Here is a 25,352-nt window from a genome sequence, read left to right as displayed (position 1 = left end):
TAACTGCTTGGGTAAACTGATTTTGTTTCGTTCAGCTACCATGCATATTCTGTTCTCGTTTTTAATGATATTTTAACAGGCTGATTTTTAGACTGATATTCTCAGTTCATCGAGATATCATCTTAGAACATCGGCAACTATTACCGTTGCTGTTGTTAAAATTTCATGGCTGACATACAGTAGTTTTTCATACAGGGAGTAGATACGCATGGCTCGACTGACACTTTTTTATCACTTGCAGGATGTTGGCGCCGAGCAAGCAATCATCGAACTTGCTGGCGCTGCAGACTTTAATAAGCTACGCAGTGTTGATGACTTGCCTTGGATAGAGCAGCTAGGGGCAAATCACGTCGATGTTGCCATTATTGAGTTATCCAGTCTTAGTCGTGAAGATTACCTTGTGCTGCTAGATAATGCGGCCATGTCAAATATTGAGTTTATTTTTCTCTCCGACGGTCAGCCAAACCCCAATCTTGATCAGTTAATGTCTCATTTTGCGGGTTACCACTTTCGCAAACCTTACGATATGCCGCTAATCAGCGAAATTTTTGCTGATTTTGCACAGTATTTAGCATCATCGCCTAATCGACTGCATCCTTTTGCTAGCGAGCTAGACCAATACGGTTTGCTTGTTGGTTCATCAGCTCCTATGCACAAGCTATATCGTACAATTCGTCGCGTCTCTGCGACAGGCAGTAATGTGCTGATTATTGGGGAAAGTGGGGTCGGGAAAGAACTGGTTGCTAATACCATACATCTTGCCAGCCCTAGGGTGAACGAGCCTTTTATTGCGATTAACTGTGGTGCATTAAGCCCAGAATTGGTCGACAGTGAGCTGTTTGGTCATGTCAAAGGTGCATTTACGGGGGCGAATCGCGACCACAAAGGCGTATTTGAACAGGCTGAAGGCGGGACCTTGTTTCTCGATGAAGTCACCGAAATGCCGATTGATCATCAAGTGAAGTTACTCAGAGTGTTGGAAAATAGCGAGTATCGTCCTGTGGGTGGCGACAAAGTGCAACGTGCAAACGTACGTATTGTGGCAGCGACTAACCGTGATCCCATAGTGGCGATAGAGGCAGGGCTATTTCGAGAAGATTTGTACTTTCGTTTGGCTCAGTTTCCCATTCGCGTTCCGCCCTTACGGGAACGTGGCGAGGATATTATTGGGCTTGCGCAGCATTTTCTTGCCTATCGTAACGTGGCCGAAAAGCAGAATAAGAGCTTAGCTGAAGACTGTATTCAGATGATTGCTAAGTACCCTTGGTCTGGTAATGTGCGCGAATTAAAACATGCAATTGAGCGAGCCTATATTCTGGCCGATCAGGATATTTTACCCAGCCATTTACAGTTACCTCAGACGAATGAAGTGGGTTTATGTGGTGGTGAACAAGTTGTTATCCCCCAAGGCATGCGCTTAGATGATTTAGAGAGAATCGCTATTTATCAAGCACTAGAAACCACTCAGGGTAATAAAACGGATACCGCCGAACAACTGGGGATCAGCGTTAAAACCCTCTACAACAAGCTCAGCAAGTACGAGCAGCAAGTCGAGACCGGTGAAACGACTGCTGAATAAATATTAATTATCAAATTAATATTGAAACAGAGCTAAACTTTATACTCTTTTTTTTGTAAATAATAACTCCTATTCTACAGCCCTTAAACAGAAAAAGCGGAGATAGAATATGAAACACTTATTAACAACAGCATTATGGCTTTCTTTGACAGCCAGTAGTTTTGTGAACGCCACCCCTGCAGTAGGAAGTCTTGAAACAGTCGCTGAATTGCCAATACGACCTGGCAATGTCAGCGTCACTGCACAAGGTCGGATTTTTGCCACAGTACATCCATTTGATACACCATCAGGTTTGCAATTGATTGAAGTTAATCGTGAGACCAATGCTTATAAAGCTTGGCCTTCAATGGATTTGCAAAAAATATCGGCAGCCAATACTGCTCAATTTGATACCTTATTAGGAATTGCTCAGGACAAGGCTGGACACCTCTGGACCGCAGATATGGGGTTAGAATTAGGCCAGACAAGGATTTGGGGATTCAACATTAAAGACGGCAGTCTATATAAACAAATCGTCCTACCACAAGCTCTCGCGCCTAAAGGCAGCTTTATGCAGGATCTGGTTGTCGACTCTCAAAAAGGCTGGATTTATTTAGCCGATATCGCCAACCCTGGCCTCTTAGCGGTGCGTATCGACGATGGTCATACAATACGTTTTTCAGGTCATAGCTCGCTGCAGGCCGAAACGGATGCAGTAATGAACATAGATAACAAAACAACATTGTTTAATGGCAAAGTCGCCAGTGTAGCGGTCAATCCAATTAGTTTATCTGCCGATGGAAGTACACTCTATTATGGTGCAATGAATGGCACTCACTGGTATCAGTTATCGACTGCAGCTTTACAAACAGGCAATAATGATAAAATTATCGCCACGGTAAAATTAGTCGGAGCCAAGCCTGTATCAGATGGCGCAGCAACGTCCAAAGAAGGTAATCATTACTTTACCAATTTGAACCACAATGCCATTTCCATGCTAGATAACAAAGGCACACTAACAACAGCGGTCAGTTCTCCACTACTGGATTTTCCAGATAGTGTGCAATTTGGTGAAACAGGCTGGTTATATATTTCAGTGAACCAATTGCATAAAGCAAAAGCCTTTAATGGAAAAGCCGAAACAGCCAAACCGCCTTATCGTATCATGCGACTCTGGACCGGTGAGGATACTGCAGCGGGTCAATAACACCTTAGCTGCAACTGCAAAGTTGCAGCTTATATTTGCAGTATGAGTTATATCGCAACTGTTTATTTACGTTGATGTGAGTCTTTGGTTTAACTCGAAAGCGTCTAGAAATGAGTTAGGTGTTGATTGTGCAAACTATCAATGCCTCTTATTGTTACTGGCACAGGTCAATATTGAATGGTGAGATAATTTTTGGAACAAGGAACAAGTTCAGTGAAACTCAATCAACCTTCTAAAAATGCATTTTATATTCAAACTCTGAGTACTCAGTACCGACCTCTATTATGGCTGTTTGCTGCTGGGTTATTACTGCTTGGTTTACTCTGCGCCAGAGCAACCTATTTACAACCCGATCCGATACTACAGCTCGTTCTCGGCTGGGTAACACTGTTTCTATTGTTACCCGTGTTACCGACTGCGTTTGTTCAGCAACAGTGTTGGTTAGATGCTGAGCAACAGCAATTGTGGCTCGGTAAAGGTTTCTTCAATGGTAGGTATGTGGGATTGTGGCGGTGGCGTTCCTATGCCTTTTCGGACATCAAAGCAGTGCAACTTTATCAGCTGCAAATCACCCGCTGGCATCAGATCAGCCGCAATCGCCAAGCGGAAGATACTGTCCAACATTATCTGGCTTATTTAGAATTGCACCAGCCCAACGGTGCTCAATTGATATTGGGTGACAGTACTGATAGAAAGGAATTACAACAAGTTCTACAGCAATGCGCGCAGGCGATAGACTGTAAATTTCAGGATTTTAGTAACACCACTCAAAAATCACTTCCCAAAGGTAGTGAATTTAATTTCATGCGGGTACTGGTTTTGCTGGTTATATTTATTTTGTTGAATATTTTATATTTTTTGTTCGTTCTATAAATGCTCAGTCATCCAGCCTAAAAAGTTAGGCTGGATGTCCTCCACAACAATCACTCATCTTGCTCAGTGGTTTCCTGATAAGGAACAAACACTTTAAGAGATGCTGGCTGGACTTCAATAGTGAGATCCGCTGGCTCAAATACTTCACCATCAATCACATATTTACACTTAGGCTGGCTGCTGATAGTGACCTTTTTAGCATGGGCATGATGGACTTTACTTGCACTCGCTTGTTGATCTCGCATACTCTTATTGCCCTCTTTTACCCATCCCGCAATCGCTAATTCAGCGAGGCTAAGCAACTGCTCTTTGGGTTCATCGCCAGCATCCAGCCAAGTAATGTCGAGCAACCCGTCGGTCATGTTTGGCTCGCCATCGCCCTGCGCCAACACGCTGGTAAATGGTGCGGCATTGGCAACGATTAGGCTATGGGTCGTTAATGTTGTGGGTTTTGCATCATCTAAGCTGAGCTGGATGGTTAAAGTGATATCGGCATTCACTGCGCGCCATAAGCCATCGAGGTAGGCAAACTGGCCGAGAGCATTTTTACGCTCACGGTTTGCGGATTCAATCATTTGTTGCTCAAACCCTATGCCCACAAGCAACAACACTAACGCCTCATTACAACGCGCGGTATCAATGGCTTGGCAATGCCCTTGAATAATATTATCCAGCGCCTGAGAGATAGGAATAAGCTTACTGCCTAAACCAAAGAGGGCATGGCTGAGGGCATTAGTTGTGCCAAGAGGAATGATGCCTAAGACGATATCTGTATCGACGATTTGAGAGGCCACTTCAGTCACTGTACCATCGCCACCACAGGCGATAATGATATCAGCGCCTGCATTACGGGCTTGCTCGGCGAAGACATTTGCGGTTTCGTCTGCTGTTGTGAGTTTTAAAGTCAGGTCAAAATAGGCTTTGAGTTCATCTTGGATTTGCTCGCTGTATTCTTGCCATTTCCCGCCACCAGAAACTGGGTTGGCGATAATCCACGCCACTTTGTGGATGTTAACTTTCCCTTGACTAAGCATGCGATCGAGCGCGCGTAATTGCCATTTGTTTAAGCCAGCGGTTTTGCGGATTTGCTTTATCTGTTGCAGTACTTCGGCGAAGTGCTGTTGTTTATCTTTACAAACCAAATAAGCGGCGAGTACCAGCACTGAGCGGCCACGACCCATTGCACAGTGGATGAGTACCTGTTTATTGGCGCGCACTTGGCGGTGCAGCCAGTTAACGGCTTGATTGAGTTGGGCACTGGTCGGTACGCTATGGTCGAGGATGGGAATATTTAAATACTCGATATGATCTTCAAATTGCGACCAATCTAAGCCATCAAATTCAGCGGTGACATCCAGAATGGCAGTGATCTTATTGGCTTTAATCGTTTCCAGATCTGCGGAAAAGAGTCTACAGCCGAGATACAGATGTTCATCAATCCTCTGCATGGGTGGTACTGAATCGTATTTTCTGGCCCAGTGGTTATAGAGTCGACTGCCTAATAAAAAGGGAATAAAACCCCAACGAATATACCAAGGAATAGTGCCATCTTGGCGTTTTCTAAAAATACTGGCGAGATTAAACCAATAGGCTGAACCGACTAAAAACAGTGACAGACTTGTCCATGCACAAATGAAAGTGAGCAGGGGAGAAGTGTCTGTTACTGCAAAATAGGCTAACAATACTGCACCTGCAGTGTACAAATATTTGATGTGGATCTTCGTTAGCATGCAAGTCCTCCAATGCCATTGTTCTTGGTTAAAATCGTTGCACTTGAATGGATAGATGTCGAGATGAGAGATGCAGAAATGAGCGAGTCTAAACCAAAAGGGTGGCAATAGACGAGTCTATTGCCACCCTAAAGTCAGGTTTGTTTAGCACTTAGTATCTTTAGCTTTAACACCTTCTTTGACTTCTTCACAGGCATCTTCGATGGCGTTACCTGTATCAGTCATTACTTCATCGATTTTTTCGCCCGCGTCTTCGGCTTTGTTATCACTACAGGCCGTTAAACCTAGGGCGAGTAATAATGCGAATGCTGCACTTGTCATCAGGGTAAATGGTTTCATATCTATCTCCTTTTCTAAAAAAATTATAGTCGCGGTGATTTACCCTTAAGGGCATTGATCAGCAGAGAAATCACTAATAACACAATAAATATGAAGAAAATGATTTTCGCTATTCCCGCCGCTGCGCCAGCAATCCCAGCAAATCCTAACAACCCGGCAATCACGGCAACAACTAGAAATACTAATGTCCAACCTAGCATAATAACCTCCTGCCCTTGTATTAATCCTTCTCATGACCGTTTGTGTCACTTGTAAGGTAACGGCTAATGGCTCTTACTTGATTGCGATCTTAATGCCAACTTTAAAAATTTTAAGTAGTTAATTGATTTTAAATATAATTTAAATCATTTTATTTAAAATGGCGTGAGTGAATTAAAAGAGGGGTAGGCAATTTTTACCTAAGCTTCGGTAAGAGTTTCAGCCTAATACGTTGAATCAAAGACTGTGAGCTGATGTCGTTCATAAGTAAAGACAAATAAAAGCCGACACTGTGAGTTTGTGTCGGCTTGAAGATATTATGATCTTATAATACAAGATGATAGGAGCTAAATACGTTTAAAAACGATTTAATGGTTTCCAGCGCTGCAGGCTAACTGGAATACTCGTACCTTGGGATAACAGCAGGTTAATGCGGGATTGATATGCTGCGCCCACCATTAAATGTTTGGCTAAATCCACCGCATTACGGGCCTTATAGTCATCTAAATAACTGCCTTTTGCCCAAGCGTTAAATGCACCCAGTGCTGGGCCTGCCCAAATTTGGTAATCCATTTCGCGGCCGACTTCACCTGTGTTCGACCAGCGGCTCGAAAGACCCAAATACCAGCGGAAAATCAGCGCCATCTTACGTTTGGGGTTATCCAATGCGCGCTCGATTTGCTTAGGATCGCGCTCGTTAAAGTGGGCGACTGTGCCCGCCCAAATATCATCGAGTGATGAGCGGAACACTTGCTCTTCGAGCTTTTTACGCTCGTCCGCAGGGATGGCATCAATCGAATCGTAACGGGTATAGATTTCATACAGCTTATTGGCGCGCATCGGGAACAGGGTTCCGCGCTTAACCACTTGTAATTTAACGCCCATTTCGAACATATCGGCGGCAGGCGCCATAGTTACATCGGCCATTTCTGTGGTGGCGAGTAACTTACGTGTGTGTTCACTCGCGCCCGCTTCGACGCAAGCTTGGTTGATAGAACCTGTGACGATAAACGCCGCGCCCATGTTGAAGGTGGCTAATGCTGCATCGGGAGTACCTACGCCGCCGCCTGCGCCCACGCGGATAGGCGTTTTGTATTGATACTTAGCTTGGATTTCATCTTTAAGCGCCAAAATCGTCGGCAATAGCGTCACTAGCGGGCGATTGTCGGTATGGCCGCCTGAGTCGGCTTCGGCCGTGATGTCGTCCGCCATAGGCACCAGCAATGCCATCGCCATTTGGTCTTGGCTGATAAGGCCATCACTCACTAATTGCTGGAGGATTTTGGCTGGCGCTGGCTCCATAAACTTAGTCGCGACTTCGGTACGGCTGATTTTGGCTATGACTTTGTTGCCAATGACGATGTCGCCATGTTCGTCGCGGCTCAAACCCGCCGCGCGGTAATAGACGATTTGCGGCGTTAAACCTAAAAATGCCGAGGCTTCGACCGTGCGCACTTTATGTTTTAAGAACAGCTCAACACTGCCGCGCTCTAATGCGGGCTCGCTTGGGCTGTGAATTAAGTTAAAAGCATAAGGACCATTAGGCAGCGCCGCCTGAATGCGAGTAATGGCCGCTTCAACGCGGGATGGAATTAACCCCGCCGCGCCAAACGAGCACAAAATGCCCGCTTGACCTAGCGCGATAACCAGTTCTTCCGAGGCAATACCGTTGGCCATAGCGCCAGCGTAGTAAGCGTATTTAACCCCGTGTACGCGGCGAAAATTACTGTCGCCTAAACTTTGGGTGCCAAGGGCGGGCGCAAAGGCGCTGACGGGGTGTGAGCCTAGTGGCGCTTGGCTGTCGCTTGTTGTTACTTCGGCCGTTTGCGCTATGCCTAAGCCTTTTTCACTGTGATTCACTAAGTAACAGGCTTGGCTTAAATCTTTGAGTTTTTTGCCTAATGCGTCGATATCAAAGCTCAGCGCGGCATCGTTGACTTGCCACGGCCAAGGGCTGAGTTTTTCGTTATTGCTATTGTATTGATCTAGAGTATGGCTAGTCATAGGTGTTCTCATGTTATCAGTGCCGCCCTGCGCGATGTGGATAGTCAAGGCGGCGCAACTATTTGTTATTCGTTATTCGTTATTTGTTATTCGAGATTAGCGTCTTTCTAATAGCGTAAACTCATTAGGCTTCTTCAATACAGATGGCGATATCTTTAACTTCATAAATCCGCAGGCCATCTTTACTCAAGTTGGCATCGCCCATAATGATGCGTTTGCCATTGTCGTCTGTCACGCTGGTAATGTGTACATCTAGCGACATCTGCTTGTTTAATGGGTTAATTTGACCGCGATATTTCCATTTGATATCCGATAAAATCTGCCCAAATTTAGGACTCTTAAAACCCGCACCAAGGTCTTGGTTAATCGCATAGGTTTGCATCAGCTCGATAATGGCTTCAACCCCTAATGAGCCTGGCATCACAGGATCTTGATGGAAATGGAATTGGAAGAACCAATCACTCGGGTCAATCGTGCGCTCGGCGTATAAATAGCCAAGGCCCGCCTTACCGCCGGCTTTCACGATTTCAGCCTTGTCGATAAAGTTAAGTTGACCGCCCGCTAAACGGTAATGTGGTTGACCTTTTGGTGCGTTAAAGCTGCGATGTTGTTTATCTAACAGATTGATTTGGCTATCGGCTGCTATGCCATTTTGCACATGCCAAGGCTGAGTGGTCTTGCCGTTGTCTATGCCTAACTGGTTTTTCAGCGCATCGCCCTTGAAGTAACCAAATACCGCTTTACCTTGGTAGAAAGGCTCGCCATCGCAGCTTAATTCAAAACTGAAATTCTGAATGATGTTGCTGCCAGCAATCACAGTCGATAACAAACGTGAGTCGTTCACTATGGTTTTGCCACGTAAATCCACATGGCGCAGTAGCTTACCGTTGCCGTCTAAGTTACGGAAAAACAGCTCTTGGCCGGGGAAGCCCAAGGTAGTGCCCATATAGCCCGAGATAAAGCCGTTTGGCTGCAGTGATATTTCCATCAGCACAGAATAGGGCATAACGGCGTGATGGCTGTTTTTATCATAATACCAAGCGTTTGCTGGCACTTCGTATTCAGCGATACACGAAGAGGGCTTTTTCAGCTCGCCGCGTTTGCCGTCAATCGCAATGACGCGAGTCGTGAGCTGCAAATCACCGCAAGGCGTGCGCGGTGGAATTAGGCCGCGATAGATACTGAAATCAGGGCCGAAGCAGTTTTCGATGTCGCCAGTGGCAAATTCGAACATGTGGTACGGCGTGAACGGTAGGGTATCGGGCACGCGGTTAGCATACTTTGAATCCGCAGGCGCGACTGGTGCGCTCACATGCTTAAGCGGCACTACGCCTTTATTGGTTGGCGCAGTTAAATCAGGCAGCTGCGCCATTAGCGGCGCCGCTAAGGATGTTGGTGTTGTCGAAACAAGCGGCGCAGCCGAAACAGCATTTTTAGCTACATTTCTAGTCGTATTGTTAGCTGTGCTGTTGGCATTATCCGCGAGGTAGCGGGTGCATTCGGCTTCTTCTTTGATCATCACCCCAAGGTTTTGGAAATCCACGACCACTTTGCCATTGAGCAAAATATCGATATTCGCCTTAGCATACGGGCGCGGGCTCATACCGATTTCGGTGATTTCCATGCGATAGGTGAGCAGGCCTGATTGTGGCAAGACTTGACCGCGACAGCGCACTTTTTGTGACGCGTTTTCGAGCGGTTGGAAACGACCATCTTTAACGCCGAGGTGCATACCAATATGCAGCATAAAGAATTGCAGTAATTGACCACAGCCTTCGGCCATTAACGACCCCGCCATCACTTGGTCGCCCTTGAAATGACACGGGAAATACCAATGATCAGCTTCGAGCTGCTTATGGCCTTGAACTGAGCCTAAGCCCCACGCGCCGCCATGCACCTCAAGATTGCTGACTTGTTCAATCATCAGGAATTTTTCGGATGCAAAACATAAAGAGGGCTGCAAACCATATTGGGCTTGATGCGCCGCATGGGCGCCGCCAAAACAGCCACCGATATCGGCGCCGAGCAATTTATGGATTTGACTGTAATCAAATTGGTTTTGTGCGCAGTTAAGCAGCGGATTAAAGCGCGGCTTATTGGGATTATTGAGCGCGAGGTTGCGCGCTTTGATTTCGGCTTCGGTGTGAATAACGCCTTTGCCGTCGGCCAGTTCTTTGTCGGTGAAGAAACCGGCACAGCCGCCATCCATTTTAAGGATCAGCTTGTCGCCCACGAAACATTCGTAGGAGAAGAAGAACAACAAGGTATCGCCATTGCGGGCAAAGTGATTGATGGAAATATCGTAGCGCAGGGTGTCGCCACCGCGCGGTAAGTCGCCAAGGAAGGTCAGGGTGCAATCGAGCAGGCGATAAACGCGCTCGCCCTTGTTTTCAAAGTCGATACCTAAGTAGCTGATCAGCATCAAGTCGCATTGACCCGATTCGACCGCCACGGCCCAAGGGATTTGGCCATCGACCAAATACGGTGCGTCCACAGGAATGTCGTATTCCGTGGTCATAGTGCAAGGCTGATATTGGTTCATCTGGGCGTTTAATTTCGTTACCCGAGATACCAGCAAATAGTCTGTGGTTGGCAGACGTACACGGCGCGAATAGCTGTCGATAATGGCGTAATCTGGGCCAAATACTTTAGCAATATCCCCTTCGGCGTACTCGACTAAATCCGCATAATCCCAAATGCAAGGCTTGCTTATCGGTGTTGGCGGCGTGTACTCAGGCACTTTTGCATGATTGGGATAAAGCACTGGATGTGGAAGAACCGCTGTCGCAGATGCCTGAACAATGGCTTGCTGTTGTACTGGCGCAGCTCGGCCATTGACGGCTAACTCGCTGGCAAGCTGGGCTTTCATCAAGGCATCGGCCAGTTTCAAGCCTTCAGCACGGCTTTGTAAAAAGGCTAAATGGGCTTCACGGGCGAGTTGCTGATTGCTTAAAAATGCCGCGTCTTTTAGCTCTGCTTGAGTGGCGTTTTTATTGGTGCTTAGGGCATTAATTGGCATGCTGCTTAATGTCTCTTTTTGTTGAGCCGTGGTTGGGCTGCTTGTTGCAAAGCGACTCGTGTCTTTGCTCGCTATTTGGGCCAAATGTTTGCGTTGGCTGCGCGCTGGCAGTGCTGTCATGGCTTGGGCTTTTTGTTGTATAGCATCAAGACCTGCGAGCGGCGTATCCAGGATATGCTGATAGATATCGCGGCCACCAAGCGTTACTTGTTTTATTAAGTGTTTTTGCTCTGAAAGCGTTAAGTCTTGTTCAAGCCTTTGCTGCAAATTGTATGCTTGCGTGGCACTTTGGCTGAGCAGTAACTGCGAGCATTTACCTTGGCTAAACGTGGCAACGAGCGCGTGCTGTACTTGATTAGCTTGTTGCTGTGCTTGGTTTTTAAGTTGCGCTTGATTTTTAAGCTGCACCTGATTTTTAAGCTGAAGCAGCGCGCTCAAAATACTCGCCATACCCGCAGCGGCAAAGTTGTGGCCAAGGGTATCAGCGGCTTGGCTGCGCTCACTCACACTCGGCAGCAGGGTATTGAGTACCTGCTCTGAATCGGCAAGTTGCTCAACCGCAATACTGGTTTCAATCAAGTTAATCTGGCTGCTATTCACCTTGGCTTGGGTTAGCAAGTCATCGCAAATACGCGCAGTGTTGCTATTACCTTGTATGTCACAAATCGCGCCAAATACTTGGCCGCTGATGTGACCATAACTGTCGCCATAGCTGCTATTGGCATTAGCATTGTCAGCGGCATTACTTGGCTGGGCTGCACTTGATTGCGCTGTTGTGAGCACTAACGCGCCAGCACCTTCACCGACTTTCCAGCCTGTGTCAGTGGCAGTAAATGCCACTGGCGATACGGCGTTTTTAAGGATCACTTGCTCTAAACTGCCACTTAAATCGACGGCGGCGATCACTACGGCATCTAAGGATTCTTGGGACAACAGATTTTCGGCCACATCGATACAGCGGGCGACCGATTGCTCCGCCGCCGAAATGGTAAAGGCAGGGCCGTTAAAGTCCCAAAGGGATGCGATACGTGACGCCATGATGTTGCCAATAAAACTGGTGTATTGGTTCAGTTTGGCGGCATCGAGCACACTGTCCATGGCGATCTTTTCAAGGGCGAGATACTCGGCTTGTGTGAGTGTTATCCCTTGTTTTTTAAGACTGTCTGCCAGTTGAGTGTGCAGATTTACGCGGCCACGGAACTGGTGTAATTCCAGTTCGGTTTCCATCGCTACTAATACAGCAACCTTGCCACCGGGTTTTAAGTTGGCATCACGGATCGCTTCATCGGCCACTTTGATCAGCAGCAGTTGCTGGGAGATCAGGCGATCATCCTCATTGGGCGGCACTTTAAAGCGCAGGAAGTCAAAATCGAACTGGTCGATATACGCGCCTTGCGGTACAGCAGGCAAACCAAAGTTAGCTAAGATCTCAGGGTGTTTATCTAAGCCTTTCCAGCGTTTAGCGGGCAGCGGGATAAAGGCATGTTGCCGAGCATGAATCGTGTTATCCAGTGCATTAATGGAGGTTAAAGGCCCAAAGTGCGATGCTAAGCCAATGATATTTAATGGCGTGTGCTGGTAACTTACTGCGGCTGCGGCTTGTTCATTCTTCTTGTTTGTATTGGCAACATAGGATTCCAGCAATAAATGCGCGTTACAGCCGCCAAAACCGAACACGGAAACACCCGCGTGGCGGCGGTCATTGCCGGCTTTATCTGGCCAAGCATGCAATTCTGTTGGCAGATTTTTAGCGCTAAATAAGCCCTTAGGCGAGGATATCGGCGCTGATAAGTTAATACTTGGCGGCAGTCGACCCGAGCGCATGGCAAAAATCATCTTCATGATCCCCGGCATGCCCGCGGCTGTGAGTAAATGGCCTAAGTTGGATTTTGCCGAACCGATCAGCGGCACCGCAGAGCCCGCGAGTTTGTCCTCAAAAAAGCGTTCCATCGAAGCGAGTTCGACCTTATCCCCAAGCGGCGTGCCTGTGGCATGGCATTCAATCACTTCGATATTGGCAGGCAGTGTGTTTGCGGCACTATAGGCGCGCTCGAAGGCTTGCACTTGGCCCTTGCTGTTGGGGCTTAATACAAACTGGCCTTTACCGTCGTTCGACAAACCAATGCCGCTAACGACGGCATAGATGTTATCGCCATCGCGCTCGGCATCTTCTAAGCGTTTTAAGACTAATACCCCAGCGCCTTCTCCAGCGAATAAGCCCTTGCTGTTGCTATCAAAGGGCGCCGAGATACCATGATCTGGATAGGCGTGGAAAATTGAGAATCCCATGTTGATAAAAAAGGGATCGGCGCCCGATACTGCGCCCGCAAGCATCATATCGGCTTTGCCAGTTGTTAGGTAATCGCAGGCGAGTTTGAGTGCATAAACCGAGCTGGCGCAGGCGGCGTCCAGACTCAACTGGGTGCCACCCAAACCGAGTGCATCGCTGACTAGCTTTGAGGCTGTGTGAGCAACGGCGCCATTGGCGACGTTTAAGGCTTGGCTATTGGCATTGAGATCGTTAACTGAGTTGCCAAAGTCAGCCAGCTGAAATGCGCTTTGGTTAAGTTTGTTTTGCAGCGCCTTTTCAACAGTTTGATGATACAGAGGCAAAAACAGTTCGTTGGAGCGGGCGGTGGGGAACGACAAGGTTCCCATTACAATACCTGTGCGCGCCAGTACGGCATCGCTTGGGGCAATCCCTGCGTCTTGCAGGGCTTTACGACTGCAATCGAGTGCCCATAAAAAGCTTTCATCTAAACTGTCAAAGGCGGACTCAGGCAGTTGATAGCCCTTGGCATCAAACTGGAAGTGTTGGATGTAGCCGCCCTTATCACAGTAAAAACGGTCAGATTGCCCCTGAACACCTTGGTAATCGGCGGGATTGGCATTGAGCTTTTCACGGTTAATTTGGGTGCGAGAGTCTTTTTTATCCAGCAGATTTTGCCAGAAGGTTTGGGGATTATCGGCGTCAGGATACTGAGTCGCAAGACCGACAATCGCAATTTTTGACGCACTTTTTGATGCGCGGTTTGACGCAATGGTAGGCACGGTAGTTTTATCAATCGTAGGGGAATGCTGAGAACTCACAGGGGTTCTCCTTTTGGTGATACAGCTGATGATAAAGGGGCTGCATTAGCACTTAATGGCTGAATAAGCGGCGCGAGCGACAGCGGCACTCTGTGGCTTATCAGCTGAGCTAAGCACTTGAGTAAGCTGGTAATCGCATCGGCACCCTTGGCATTGCAAGCAATGGCGACGGTTGCCTCGTTCGCCGTGCTTTGGCCTGCATAGGCGTGGCTGATTTTATCTATGAGTGTGCTGGTTTGCCTATCGGCGCCCACTTCGACAAACAGTCTTGCGCCTTGCTCAGTGGCATTTTGAATGAGCGCACTAAAGTCGAGTGGCGAACAAAAGGTATCGGCAATCGCGCGGCCAATGCTGTGACTATCAACGGTTACTGGCGCAGTTTGCGCTGAGCTAATAAAGCGAATAGGCGAGCCATGTGCTGCCGCTTCCAGCGCCTTAGGTTTCAGTGCCTCAGGCTTAAGTGCTTGAGTATAGAAATCTTGTACTTGCCCATGGACTAACATGGCTGGCGCGGTATGCATGGCCGTGACGCGATTGGCGGCAATCCCGCGTTTGCCTAGCTTGGCAAGCAGGGCTTTGCAGCTTGTTTCGCAGCCTGCAATGACGCAAGTATCACCCTGGGTGATGGCTAAATAAGCGCGAGGAAACTCTGGCAATAATGCCTTGATTTCATTGCTATCGGCGCGCACCACAAAGCTGTTCCACACTATGGATTCATTATCCTTAAGCTGCCACGCTCGGCGCACTGCGGTTAGCTCGCCAGAAATGGCATGGTTGAAAATATCGCTATTTTCGGTAGCGTTGATCATAGCATGGGGTGTTTGCCACACATCTAGGCTGGCCCACATGGCGGCTTCGCCCATTGAGTAACCCAGCGCCATTTTTGGATTAATATTAAAGACTTGGGTCAACAGCTTAGTGAATAGATAACTGGCACCCACGCCACTAATCGCTTGCTGGCTTAAGCTCATGCTTGCTGCGGTTTTAATATTCTCGGCATAAATCTGCGGTGATTGCAGCATGGCGCTTAAATCGCCTTCACGTTCTAGCTGGTGATACAGCGCGGGGAAATACTCATGCAAGTTATTGAACATATTGGCGTAAACAGTGCCAACGCCGGGATATACAAAGGTCAGCCCCGCATCCCCTAGCGGCTTAGCGGTGAAACAGCTACCCGCTGGCGTCTTAAAGTGTTGACCATGATGTCGAACCGCATCATTTTCAAGCGCCGCAAGCATAGCTTTGGCTTCAAGTTTAAGATCGTCACTTGATGCCGCCATCAAGACTAATGCCAGAGGCGCGTTGGCATCATAGCGTTCAAAGCAAGGTTTGAGATATTCTGCGTGAAAGCCTACGCCATTTTCCAGAGTGTTAACTAGTTGCAATACTTGCGCGATGAGTGAATCAATATTGTCAGCACTTATCGGCACAAACAGCCGGTTTTCATCAACAAGAGCTTTGGGCGCGATAACTTGTGTGCCTTGGGTCAGTACTAGGCTTTGGCAAATATCTTGGCCTGAATCCAGCAAGGTATCTGCTGGGTTTGATCTTGTTGTCGCTAGATTCTTTGCTACAAGATTTAGACATAAAACCCGCGCTTGATGTTGGTCGCTAAACCAATAGCCAGTTTGATGATTGGTGTCGTTTGTCTGTTTTATATCAGTAGTGCCTTTAAGCGGCGCTTGTGTTCGCGCAGCGAGGGCGGTTACGCCTTGGCGCAGCGCAACAAAGGCCTCGTTGAGAGTGTTGGCGACGAGCTGATGCTGAACGGTTTGTGCAGGGCTGCGTTTTGCCGCCACTAACGCCGCATTTGCAACAGCCGCTGCATTAGCAACACCTGCATTTACAACACCTGTAGTCTCATTGCCAGCGGCAAAACCAGCAATAAACGCGTGGGCGTGAAGACGCAGTTTGGCGGCGCGTAAACCATCAAGCAAATACAGAGACTGGGGCAGATTGCCATCATTGAATTTAAGTTCAACGAGCTTGCCTTGCTCAATGGCTGTTGTTGCTTGGCTTAATAACGCAGTGAGCGACCTTTGCTCATGCACTGACGGTTTATGCCCTCTTGGTTCATGAGCTGTCGGCACATGTACTGTTGATTGGTTGGCATCGGCAGCGCAAATCTGAACTCTTTCACGTTCCGCAAACGTCCCTAATATTTGGGCTGAGTGAGAGTCAAGGTTGACGGCATCGCCAAGCAACACTGCAATACGCAGTGGCTTGGCAAGCTTTTCAGTCATAGCCGTGTCAGCTATTGCCGTTTCAGCTGGGCCGCTATGGGTCGTTGCTAAAGTGTGGGCTAAATTCACTCGACTTTTGCCTCCACGCTTTCAATGGCTTTATTCGCAGAGGTTTGATTAGTAGCAACTTTATTGGCTAAGAATGCACCGTTAAGGTTTTTGCTGATGGTGACTTTGGCGTTGTTCATCTCGCAGCTTAAGCGGCCATCTTGATGATACAGAGCAATATTGGCTTCAAGGGCACGGCCAGAGTGTTTCACCACCTCGAGCACTAAATGACCTTTATCGCCAAAGGCAAACGGCGCATGGGAGATAAACTCACCAATGCTTGATGGCAAACTCGCCGCGCCATATTTGAGTCTCGCCCACACCAGCATCGCCTGTAGCAACAAATCTTCCGCAAAAGCTTGTGAGCCTTTAGGGGCCAGATTGGGCACAAAACTCCCGCAGTCCGCTAACGCAACATGGGGTAGGCTCACCTTGGCGATTAAGCTCGCATCGTCAAACTTCACCACAGACTCAATACCTTGCAGTCTTGGGCCGTGGAAAAGCGTGCCGTCGCTGTAAAGGCTGCTCGCGGTTGTGATGACAGAAAGTCCTGCCAAACTGTGCGCGTCAAAGGCGGTTGCTTTGCTGTTAGTGGCTAAGTAATCGTTAGCCGCGTCATCAACAGCATCATCAACGACTAGGATAGCTTGATATTGCGGACGACCTTCAAAGCTGATTAATGCACTGAATTGTCCACTCAAGCACTCGTCAGTATCTTTCGCGGCTTTATCCGTTAACGCAATCGGTGCAAGTTCAAGTTCCAGCGTAATAGGGGCTGCACTTTCTAACACTCCATTTTGTAACACGGCAGTGTCGAAAATAATGCCCTTCAACAGCTTGTAGCTTTGCACTTTGACAGGCTGCTTGAGCACATCAAAGGCGGCTTCACGCATCCACTGAATCGCGCACACAGTGGGTAATACGGGATTACCATTAATGCAGTGATCTTCAATAAAGATCATTGCCTTAGGGTCCAGTGCGCGCTGCAGTGTTAGCGGTCGCGTGAAAGCGATTGCAGCAAGTGTTGATGCCAAAGCATGCGGATCCGACGCGTCAGTGGTCAGATCCGCTTCAGGCTTTTTTAGATTGCTACCTTGAGTTGCTTGCTCGTCACTTGGAACTGTGCCTTGCATATCAGTACCAACCAGCAATTGTGCGCCTGTGTTGCTCAGTAATTGGCTCGCAAATAACTCAGCACCCGCTTTTAACGGGATCACATAAACACCGCGATCCATAAACATCTTTTTCAGCGCAGGATTCACCATGCCGCCGTCCCACGGACCCCAATCGAAGCTCATCACTTTGGCATTTGGCAGTTGCTGCGCCAGTTGCAGTGAGGCTTTGTTGAGTATGTCGTTGGACATGGCGTAATCGCTTTGGCCAGTATTGCCGTAAAAACCCGCCGCCGAAGAGAATAGGGCAATCAGTTTTAATTTATCTAAATCCAGTGCGGCAAGTAGATTGCTTATACCTGTGACCTTAGTGCCATACACCCGTGCTAACTCATCTAAGGTTTTGTCTTGGATGTGTTTATCGGCGAGTACGCCCGCACCATGGATGATGCCAGTAATAGGCGACAACTCGGTGATCGGCACTATCGTGCTGGCGATCGCATCTGGATTGTTAACATCGAGACTTAAGTACTCGGCGCTCGCGCCCACAGCGGTAAAGGCTTCTAGTGCGGCTGCAATTTCTAGGCTGCTTTGAACTGGCCATACTAAGGCATCCACTTGTTTTGGCGTGGGTTTCTCGCCCAAGCTTTGAATGTGGGCAATAGCTGTGGCTTTAAGTTGACTGTTATTCTTACCCTGTGCCCAAGCGGGAATGGCTTGTTGGCTGCTTCTGCCAGCAAGGATAAAGTGCGCCTTGCTGCGTTTGGCTAAACTTAGCGCACATTCAAAGGTCACGCCTTTTGCGCCACCGGTCACCAGTATTTTATCTGCACTCGTCAAGTTTGCCGCGCCGTGGCGGGTATCAGCCTTGCCAGCAACTAAGGTCACACGCTCAAGTGCTTGGGCTGCGCCTTGGCTAACACCGACTTCCAATACGTTATCGGTTGCAAAGAGCTCAGCGATCACTGCATTGGCCAGTTGCTTGGCATCAAGTGCTGGCGCGATATCTAAGGCGCGGCAATGCACGCTTGGCCACTCGTGGCTCAAGGTTTTCGTTAGACCTGCCAATGCTGCTTGGTTTAACTCGCTGCGGGCAATTTGGCTGTGGTTAAGATAACCAAAACCACCGTCGATACGACTGACGCTGATAAAACTACTACCAGTATTGGCGGTCGCTGCTGTTGTTAAAAACGGTTGTAAGTGCTTGGCGAACAAGAACGCTTGCTCGACGGATGCCTTGGCGGCACTGGACAACACTAAACCTTTCGCATCGGCTGAGGTTTTATGTTGTGGTTGCAGATGAATAAAGCCTGCAACTGTACCTAAGCTTTTGATCTCATTAATTACTGCACCAATGCTGGCATCGTCAATCGCCGCCAATGTGAAGCTGGCAATGTGGCTATTGAGCGGTGATGCACTGGCTACAAGGTTTTCTGGCGAGCGCACAACCGCAACCGTTAGACCTTGAGCATGCAATTTTTCAGCAAGTACGCCAGCATTGTGACCATCATCGCTAATGATAATGCAGGCATCTTTAGCAAAAACGCGTGGCAGGCCTTGTTGCGCTGATTGCTTTGACGATTGCTGTGGCGATAGTTGCGCTAGCTCAGCCGCCGCTGGCAACTTTTTTAGCACCACCTCACTGTGTGGCGGTAAATCGATAGTAGGTTCAGGCTGAACGACAGCGCTAACTGGCGCGGCATTCTGGCTTACCGCGTTTTGGCCTAGCTTGCTTTGCATATAGCTAACGATTTCACCTAAGGTGCGACACTCGGCCAGATCTTCAGGATTGAGTTCAGGCAAGCCCGGTAGCTCGTCTTGCACTGTGCCTAAAATTTCAACGCGCTTGATGGAATCTATGCCTAAATCGGCTTCCATATCCATGCTGAGTTCCAGCATTTCAGTGGGGTAGCCTGTCTTGTCGGCCACTACTGACATCATGGTTTGTTGGACAAGTGCAGCACTTAAGCCGTTATTTGTTGTAGTGGTAACAGTGACTTGCGCTGCTGTTGTAGCTGAAACCGAGCCAACCGCAGGTAGTTTGCTGTTCATGTAGTCAACGATTTCGCCTAGGGTACGACACTCGGCTAGATCTTCAGGATTGAGTTCAGGTAAGCCCGGCAGTTCGTCTTGCACTGTGCCTAAAATTTCAACGCGCTTGATGGAATCGATACCTAGATCAGCTTCCATATCCATGCTCAGTTCCAGCATTTCAGTGGGGTAGCCTGTCTTGTCGGCCACCACAGCCATCATGGTTTGTTGCACTAACGCAGCGCTTAAACCGCTGGCGGCAGGCGCGGCAGTTGTCACATGAGTTGCTACGATAACTGATCCCGCAGCTAGCAGTTTGCTGTTCATATAGTCAACGATTTCACCCAAGGTACGACACTCGGCCAGATCTTCTGGGCTGAGTTCAGGTAAGCCGGGCAGTTCGTCTTGCACTGTACCTAAGATTTCAACGCGCTTGATGGAATCGATACCGAGATCGGCTTCCATATCCATGCTGAGCTCCAGCATTTCAGTGGGGTAGCCCGTCTTGTCGGCTACCACTGCCATCATAGTTTGTTGCACTAACGCAGCGCTTAAACCGCTGGCTGCAGGAGTTGTTGGCGCTGTTGTAGAAACGACAACTTGGTCAGCCGCTGGCAATTTGCTGTTCATGTAGTCAACGATTTCACCTAAGGTACGGCACTCAGCCAAATCTTCTGGGCTGAGCTCTGGTAAACCCGGCAGTTCGTCTTGTACTGTACCTAAGATTTCAACGCGCTTAATGGAATCGATACCGAGATCGGCTTCCATATCCATGCTGAGCTCCAGCATTTCAGTCGGATAGCCTGTCTTGTCAGCCACCACAGCCATCATGGTTTGTTGTACTAACGCAGCGCTTAAACCGTTAACGGCAGGTGCGGCTGTTGCCACTTGAGTTGCCACATTTGCAGCAGTAATCGGCGCTACGATAATTGAACCCACTGCTGGAAGCTTGTCATTTTGTGTAAGCTTACTTTGCATATAGTCAACGATTTCACCTAAGGTACGACACTCTGCCAAATCTTCTGGGCTGAGTTCAGGTAAGCCCGGCAGCTCGTCTTGCACTGTGCCTAAGATTTCAACGCGCTTGATGGAATCGATACCTAAATCGGCTTCCATATCCATGCCAAGTTCCAGCATTTCAGTGGGGTAGCCTGTTTTATCGGCCACCACAGCCATCATGGTTTGTTGCACTAATGCAGCGCTTAAACCGCTCGTTGCTGTTGCCGCAGGTGTCACTTCTGGCATCACTACAGCAGGCACGACTAATGCAGGAGCGGCAGGAGCTGCTGGCGCAACTTGTACAGTCACAGTAGGTGAATAAGCAACGGGAGCGGTTTGCACAACAGGCGCAACAGGTGTGCTAACCGCGGGTCTCGTCGCAACAGCTTGAGCCACTGGTGCGGCATTGTGTGCCCCTGACGTTGCAACAACAGGCGCTGGAGCAACAGGTGCAGGAGCCGGCGCAGTTGCTCGTGGCTGACTTGCAACCGCTGGGGTAAAGTTAATCGGCGCATTGTTTAGCATGGCCAAGGCCGCTTGGCTGCTACTGCTTTGCAGTTGCATAAATTCGGCGTGGCTTTGCAGGGTTTGTGCTTGATGCTGGTGGAACATTTCCATCGAGCGTTGCAGGCTTTCAGGGATTGCAATGCCAAGGCTTGCCATCTTGGCTTGTTCAGTCATCAGTGTCGTGAAGGTATCGCCATATTGCTGTGGGATAGCTAAAAACTGTTGATGCAACTGCGCCGCTTGAGATTGTGCGCTGAAAAATGCCGTTAATGCATCGCCGCTGACGCTTGGGCTCAACTGCGCCGTCGCTTGTTGCTGGTGATTGCTTAAGCCTTGCGTCACGCTTGGGGATGTTTGTTTCATTTCAACAGTTGCCACTTGATTCGCTTCCACTTCTATTATTTTTTCAACCACTTTTTCGACGATGACTTCTCTCTCAACGATTTTTTCGACTTCTTTTTCGACAACCGTTTCAACGATGCGATCCACATATTGCACTTGGCTAGTCACGCAGCCTGTGGCGAGGGATTTGGCCATCTTAGCTTTGGTCGCAGCACTAATATGGTTAGTGGCTGTGAGTTTGATGTTCATCGCCGATGGCGCTTCACGCTCGGCAATCTCTTGTGAGGTGACGGCTTGATAGGGGTCAACCTTAGTTAACGCCACACCGGCTACCGCGAGTTGCACTGCGGCTAAGCGTAATTGACTGTCACTGTCGCCCTTAGGATTCGGGTTCATGCTGACAAGGCAAAGCTCATTTAAGTGTTCGCCTAAGGTATTTTCAACTAACTTTTGCAGTATGTTCTTAGGGCCAAACTCAACAAACACACGGGCGCCAGCGTCATACATGGCCTGCAGTTGTTCGCTAAAGCGAACTGATTGCAGCATGTGTTGTTTGAATTCTGCTTTAATCGCTTTGCCATCGCTTGGGTGCAATTGACCTGTGCTGTTGGCATAAAGCATTACTTTTGGTGCGCTAAATTTTGCTTTATCAATGGCTTTGGCAAAGGGTTTTTGTGCGTGTCCAACCAATGGGGTATGGAACGCGCCTGAGACAGACAGGGCAATTGCTTTAAAGCCCAGTTCGCTAATGGCTTTCGCGGCCAGCTGAGTTTGCTCTGTGCCACCTGCGATGACTAATTGCGTCGGCGCGTTGTAGTTGGCAATTTTAACGCCATCAAACTGGGCTAAACAGCTATTGATCGCATCGATATCATTCTTTTGCTTAAGAATAATCGCGAACATGGTTCCTAAATCAACTTGAGTCCCAGTATCGCTCGGCACTTGCGCCATGGCATGTCCGCGGGCGAAGGCCAGTTCGACGTAATCCTCATTGGAAATCACGCCTGCCGCGCAAAGGGCTGACAATTCACCAAAGCTATGACCCGCCACCATATCGGGGGCAAAACCCGCTTGCGTTAATAGCGAATATTGCGCCATTGAAACCGCGCCTATGGCGCTTTGGGCGAACAGGGTATTGGTCAGCGCCGCTTCTTGGGCTTTCACCGCATCGGCATCGAATGCTGGAATAGGGTAGAGGATGTTCGATAACGGTGTTTGACCGTGGTGAGCAAATACTTTATCGCTGGCCGTCACTTGTTGGCGCATTTCCGGGAAATGGCAGGCGAGTTCGCGACCCATGTTCAGGTACTGTGAACCTTGACCAGCAAACAGGGCAGCTACTTTCTTTGATTCATTTTTAGCGACCAAGGCATGGGAGCGGTAGCTGATACCAGAAGGTAATTGCCACGCCTCGCTTGCACTGGTTTCTAGGTGCCCGCTTTCTAAATGCGCAATCGATTGATTTAGCTGAGCTTGTAGCTGAGCGATATCCTTAGCCACAAAACCTAAACGGGCATCTGTGTCTGCCAGCGGGCGCAGCGGATATTGCTGAGCGATAGCGTTCAGGCTCGCAGCGCTGCTCTTATTCGCGTTTGCGCTCGTGTTCACGCTTTGGCTCAGCGCAGCTTTTAACTCGCTCAGTAGCGCGGCTTTACTGGCGGCGGCAAACAATAGTGTCTGCGGCACACTGCGCTGACGATATTGCTCGTCACGGCTGTGCTCAGGTTTGTATTCTTCTAATACAAGATGGAAGTTCGTGCCGCCAAAACCAAAGGAGCTTACACCTGCACGGCGCGGCGTTGCATCGGCGCGCTGGAACCATGGGCGAGTTTCGGTATTTAAATAGAATGGCGAACTTTCGATATTCAGTTTTGGATTAGGCTTGCTAACGTTAATGGTCGCAGGTAATACCTTGTGGTGCAGCGCTAGCGCGGCTTTGATCACCCCCGCAGTGCCCGCAGTGGATTTAGTGTGGCCCACTTGGGATTTCACTGAACCTAACGCGATATGTTGATTGGTGTCGTTGCCTTGGGCAAATACCGATTTTAAGCCATTGAATTCAGCCACATCACCTGCGGCAGTACCCGTGCCATGGGCTTCAACTAAGCCAATGCTGTGCGGGGCAAAACCTGCATCGTCGTAAGCGCGTTCGAGAGCTTTAGCTTGGCCCTCAGGGCGCGGCGCATAAATACTCTTAAACTTACCGTCAGATGAGGCGCCAACGCCTTTGATGACGGCATAAATTCGGTCGCCATCGCGCTCGGCATCTTCAAGGCGTTTAAGCGCGACCATGCCGATCCCTTCGCCGATCATCATGCCTTTTGAATCGATATCAAAGGGTTGAATGGTTTCATTGGTGGTGAAGGCAGGCGTTTTTGAGAAGCTCATGTACATGGACGGCGAGTTGTCGGTACAGACACCGCCGGTTAACATCATGTCGCTGCGACCTTCGGTCAGTTCCGTCAACGCCATACGCATAGCAGCGAGCGAGCCCGCACAGGCAGCATCGACCACACAGTTCATGCCGCCAAAATCAAAACGGTTGGCGATACGGCCTGCAATCACGTTGCCTAAGGACCCAGGGAAAGAGTTCTCTTCCCAGTGGATATATTGGTCTTGGAACTTTTTGATCAGCATTTCGCTGTCTTCATCGCTCAGGCCGCTGCTTTTGAATACTTTTTTAAGCACTGGATATTGCAGGCGCGAGTTCAAGCTCTGACTGATTTTTTGACCACCGCCAACCCCTAGGGTAATGCCGATACGATCACGATCGTAATCGGTGGGCAGATTGGCGTCGGCAAGCACTTCTTTGGCGACAATCAGCGACAGCAGTTGCGAGGTATCTGTCAGCTCAAGAATATTGGGCGGCAGACCGAATTCCATTGGATTGAAGTCGACTTCTGGTAAAAAACCACCGCGTTTACAGTAGCTTTTATCGGCTTTGCTTTTGTCGGCATCGTAGTAATCTTCGGCGCGCCAATGGGTGTCTGGGATGTCAGTAATGGCATCGATTTTTTCGCTGATCAAATCCCAAAATTTATTTAAATAACGCGAGTTAGCGAAGATGCTGGCCATGCCTACGATGGCAACGGGCATATCTTTTAAACGTTTGTTGAGTCGTTTATCTTTTTTTGACTCAGTCGCAGAATTAGGTACAGAAGGGGTATGGCTCATAAAGAGTCTCCACGGGTCGACCTGGATACGGTGACCTTGTTTTGGGATTTAGCCGCGCTTGTCTTTGGCGTGCCATGGGCACCGGGAAAACGGGCTAAGAAGGTGTGATAGTTGCGAACGAGCAACTTTCGTAAATGAAACGGCCCATGTTTGAGGACATAGGCGATATATCTATTGGTCGCTTGGGTATTGCTGTCTTGATAAATATCGAGGTAAATCCAATCACTTGCTGTGTCTACGCCTAATAGTACTGAGCTTGGAGCTTGCTCAGTGAGCTGCGGCGGTATGGTGAGTGACACCACTTGCACCACAGTATTGCCGTCGGTACTCGGCAATGCGAGCGCCTTAGCCAAGGTTTCTGGATTGACCGTATAGGTTTGGATATCGCTGCCTTGAGTCACAGGCAATTGATTAAAATAGCGTTCGGGGACTTGCGGTGCTTCAAATTCATCGAGCCGCGATATGCCGTAGCGCTTTAAGCAACGGGCAAGGCCGGAGCGCGACACATTGGGATTAATAAAGGTTTGGGTAACCTGAAGTAATCTATCTAAGGTGAGTTTGAGTTGATAGCGTAATCCCACCACCACATATTCTTCCATCGGCGTGAGCGTGGTATTGAGGTGATGGGGCGTGTTCGAACTGTTACTAATGGACTCACGCTTCCGCCATTTACGGACTGTTGCCTCAGTAATATTTAAAATTTTTGCCAGCTGGCTGACGCTCAGATCCGATTGCTGGATAAAGAGTCGCATTTCAGGCGTGGTGGTGGCGTTTCGATGCCGAGGTGCGCTGTCTTTTTTCGCCGCTTGAGTTGTGCTCTTAGGGGCGTAAGACGGCGCTTTAGATTGAGAGTCGCGAGCTGCCATTAATAATAATTA

General features: G+C 48.7%; 11 protein-coding genes. 3 read left to right on the top strand and 8 right to left on the bottom strand.

The features are described 5' to 3' along the window. The first annotated feature begins 208 nt into the window (after positions 1-208). From KO533_RS07900 to KO533_RS07890, 3 genes are all read left to right on the top strand, one after another. Positions 209-1,579 (top strand): sigma-54 dependent transcriptional regulator, encoded by a 1,371-nt coding sequence (locus tag KO533_RS07900; RefSeq protein ID WP_028760641.1) that lies wholly within the window; start codon positions 209-211, stop codon positions 1,577-1,579. Positions 1,580-1,688: 109 nt separating this feature from the next. Beyond that, positions 1,689-2,765 carry an L-dopachrome tautomerase-related protein gene (locus KO533_RS07895; protein WP_219253567.1) on the top strand — a complete coding sequence of 359 codons (1,077 nt, stop codon included), beginning with the start codon at positions 1,689-1,691 and terminating at the stop codon, positions 2,763-2,765. Positions 2,766-2,978: 213 nt separating this feature from the next. Next, positions 2,979-3,638, top strand: coding sequence for a hypothetical protein (locus tag KO533_RS07890; protein ID WP_219253566.1), 660 nt, complete (start codon positions 2,979-2,981; stop codon positions 3,636-3,638). 50 nt (positions 3,639-3,688) lie between these two features. Here KO533_RS07890 and KO533_RS07885 read toward each other — a convergent pair whose 3' ends face one another. The 8 genes from KO533_RS07885 to KO533_RS07850 form a co-directional block, all read right to left on the bottom strand. Further along, positions 3,689-5,368 carry a diacylglycerol kinase family protein gene (locus tag KO533_RS07885; RefSeq protein WP_219253565.1) on the bottom strand — a complete coding sequence of 560 codons (1,680 nt, stop codon included), beginning with the start codon at positions 5,366-5,368 and terminating at the stop codon, positions 3,689-3,691. Between the two features lie 144 nt (positions 5,369-5,512). Next, positions 5,513-5,707: a hypothetical protein gene (locus KO533_RS07880; RefSeq protein ID WP_028760637.1), complete on the bottom strand. Its 195-nt coding sequence runs from the start codon at positions 5,705-5,707 to the stop codon at positions 5,513-5,515. Between the two features lie 23 nt (positions 5,708-5,730). Then, positions 5,731-5,907: a DUF1328 family protein gene (locus KO533_RS07875; RefSeq protein ID WP_028760636.1), complete on the bottom strand. Its 177-nt coding sequence runs from the start codon at positions 5,905-5,907 to the stop codon at positions 5,731-5,733. Positions 5,908-6,262: 355 nt separating this feature from the next. Further along, positions 6,263-7,909, bottom strand: a complete 1,647-nt coding sequence (gene pfaD, locus KO533_RS07870; RefSeq protein WP_219253622.1) for an eicosapentaenoate synthase subunit PfaD — start codon at positions 7,907-7,909, stop codon at positions 6,263-6,265. Between the two features lie 124 nt (positions 7,910-8,033). Further along, positions 8,034-14,018 carry a beta-ketoacyl synthase N-terminal-like domain-containing protein gene (locus KO533_RS07865; protein WP_219253564.1) on the bottom strand — a complete coding sequence of 1,995 codons (5,985 nt, stop codon included), beginning with the start codon at positions 14,016-14,018 and terminating at the stop codon, positions 8,034-8,036. Then, positions 14,015-16,330 (bottom strand): PfaB family protein, encoded by a 2,316-nt coding sequence (locus KO533_RS07860; RefSeq protein ID WP_219253563.1) that lies wholly within the window; start codon positions 16,328-16,330, stop codon positions 14,015-14,017. Before KO533_RS07860 ends, KO533_RS07865 begins: the two co-directional genes overlap by 4 nt. Beyond that, positions 16,327-24,474, bottom strand: a complete 8,148-nt coding sequence (locus KO533_RS07855) for a type I polyketide synthase (RefSeq protein WP_219253562.1) — start codon at positions 24,472-24,474, stop codon at positions 16,327-16,329. Before KO533_RS07855 ends, KO533_RS07860 begins: the two co-directional genes overlap by 4 nt. Further along, a complete protein-coding gene (locus tag KO533_RS07850; protein ID WP_168823209.1) occupies positions 24,471-25,340 on the bottom strand; it encodes a helix-turn-helix domain-containing protein in 870 nt (289 codons plus the stop codon). The genes KO533_RS07855 and KO533_RS07850 overlap by 4 nt, the downstream gene beginning before the upstream one ends. Positions 25,341-25,352 lie beyond the last annotated feature (12 nt).

It is taken from the genome of Shewanella sp. NKUCC05_KAH (assembly GCF_019345585.1).
Taxonomy (GTDB): domain Bacteria; phylum Pseudomonadota; class Gammaproteobacteria; order Enterobacterales; family Shewanellaceae; genus Shewanella; species Shewanella oncorhynchi.
This window is presented reverse-complemented; position numbering and strand designations above follow the sequence as displayed.

Coding starts and splice junctions, on each gene's coding strand:
- KO533_RS07875 (WP_028760636.1), bottom strand. CDS start 5,907: ATGCTAGGTTGGACATTAGTATTTCTAGTTGTTGCCGTGATTGCCGGG.
- KO533_RS07880 (WP_028760637.1), bottom strand. CDS start 5,707: ATGAAACCATTTACCCTGATGACAAGTGCAGCATTCGCATTATTACTC.
- KO533_RS07885 (WP_219253565.1), bottom strand. CDS start 5,368: ATGCTAACGAAGATCCACATCAAATATTTGTACACTGCAGGTGCAGTA.
- KO533_RS07895 (WP_219253567.1), top strand. CDS start 1,689: ATGAAACACTTATTAACAACAGCATTATGGCTTTCTTTGACAGCCAGT.
- KO533_RS07900 (WP_028760641.1), top strand. CDS start 209: ATGGCTCGACTGACACTTTTTTATCACTTGCAGGATGTTGGCGCCGAG.
- KO533_RS07855 (WP_219253562.1), bottom strand. CDS start 24,474: ATGAGCCATACCCCTTCTGTACCTAATTCTGCGACTGAGTCAAAAAAA.
- pfaD (WP_219253622.1), bottom strand. CDS start 7,909: ATGACTAGCCATACTCTAGATCAATACAATAGCAATAACGAAAAACTC.
- KO533_RS07850 (WP_168823209.1), bottom strand. CDS start 25,340: ATGGCAGCTCGCGACTCTCAATCTAAAGCGCCGTCTTACGCCCCTAAG.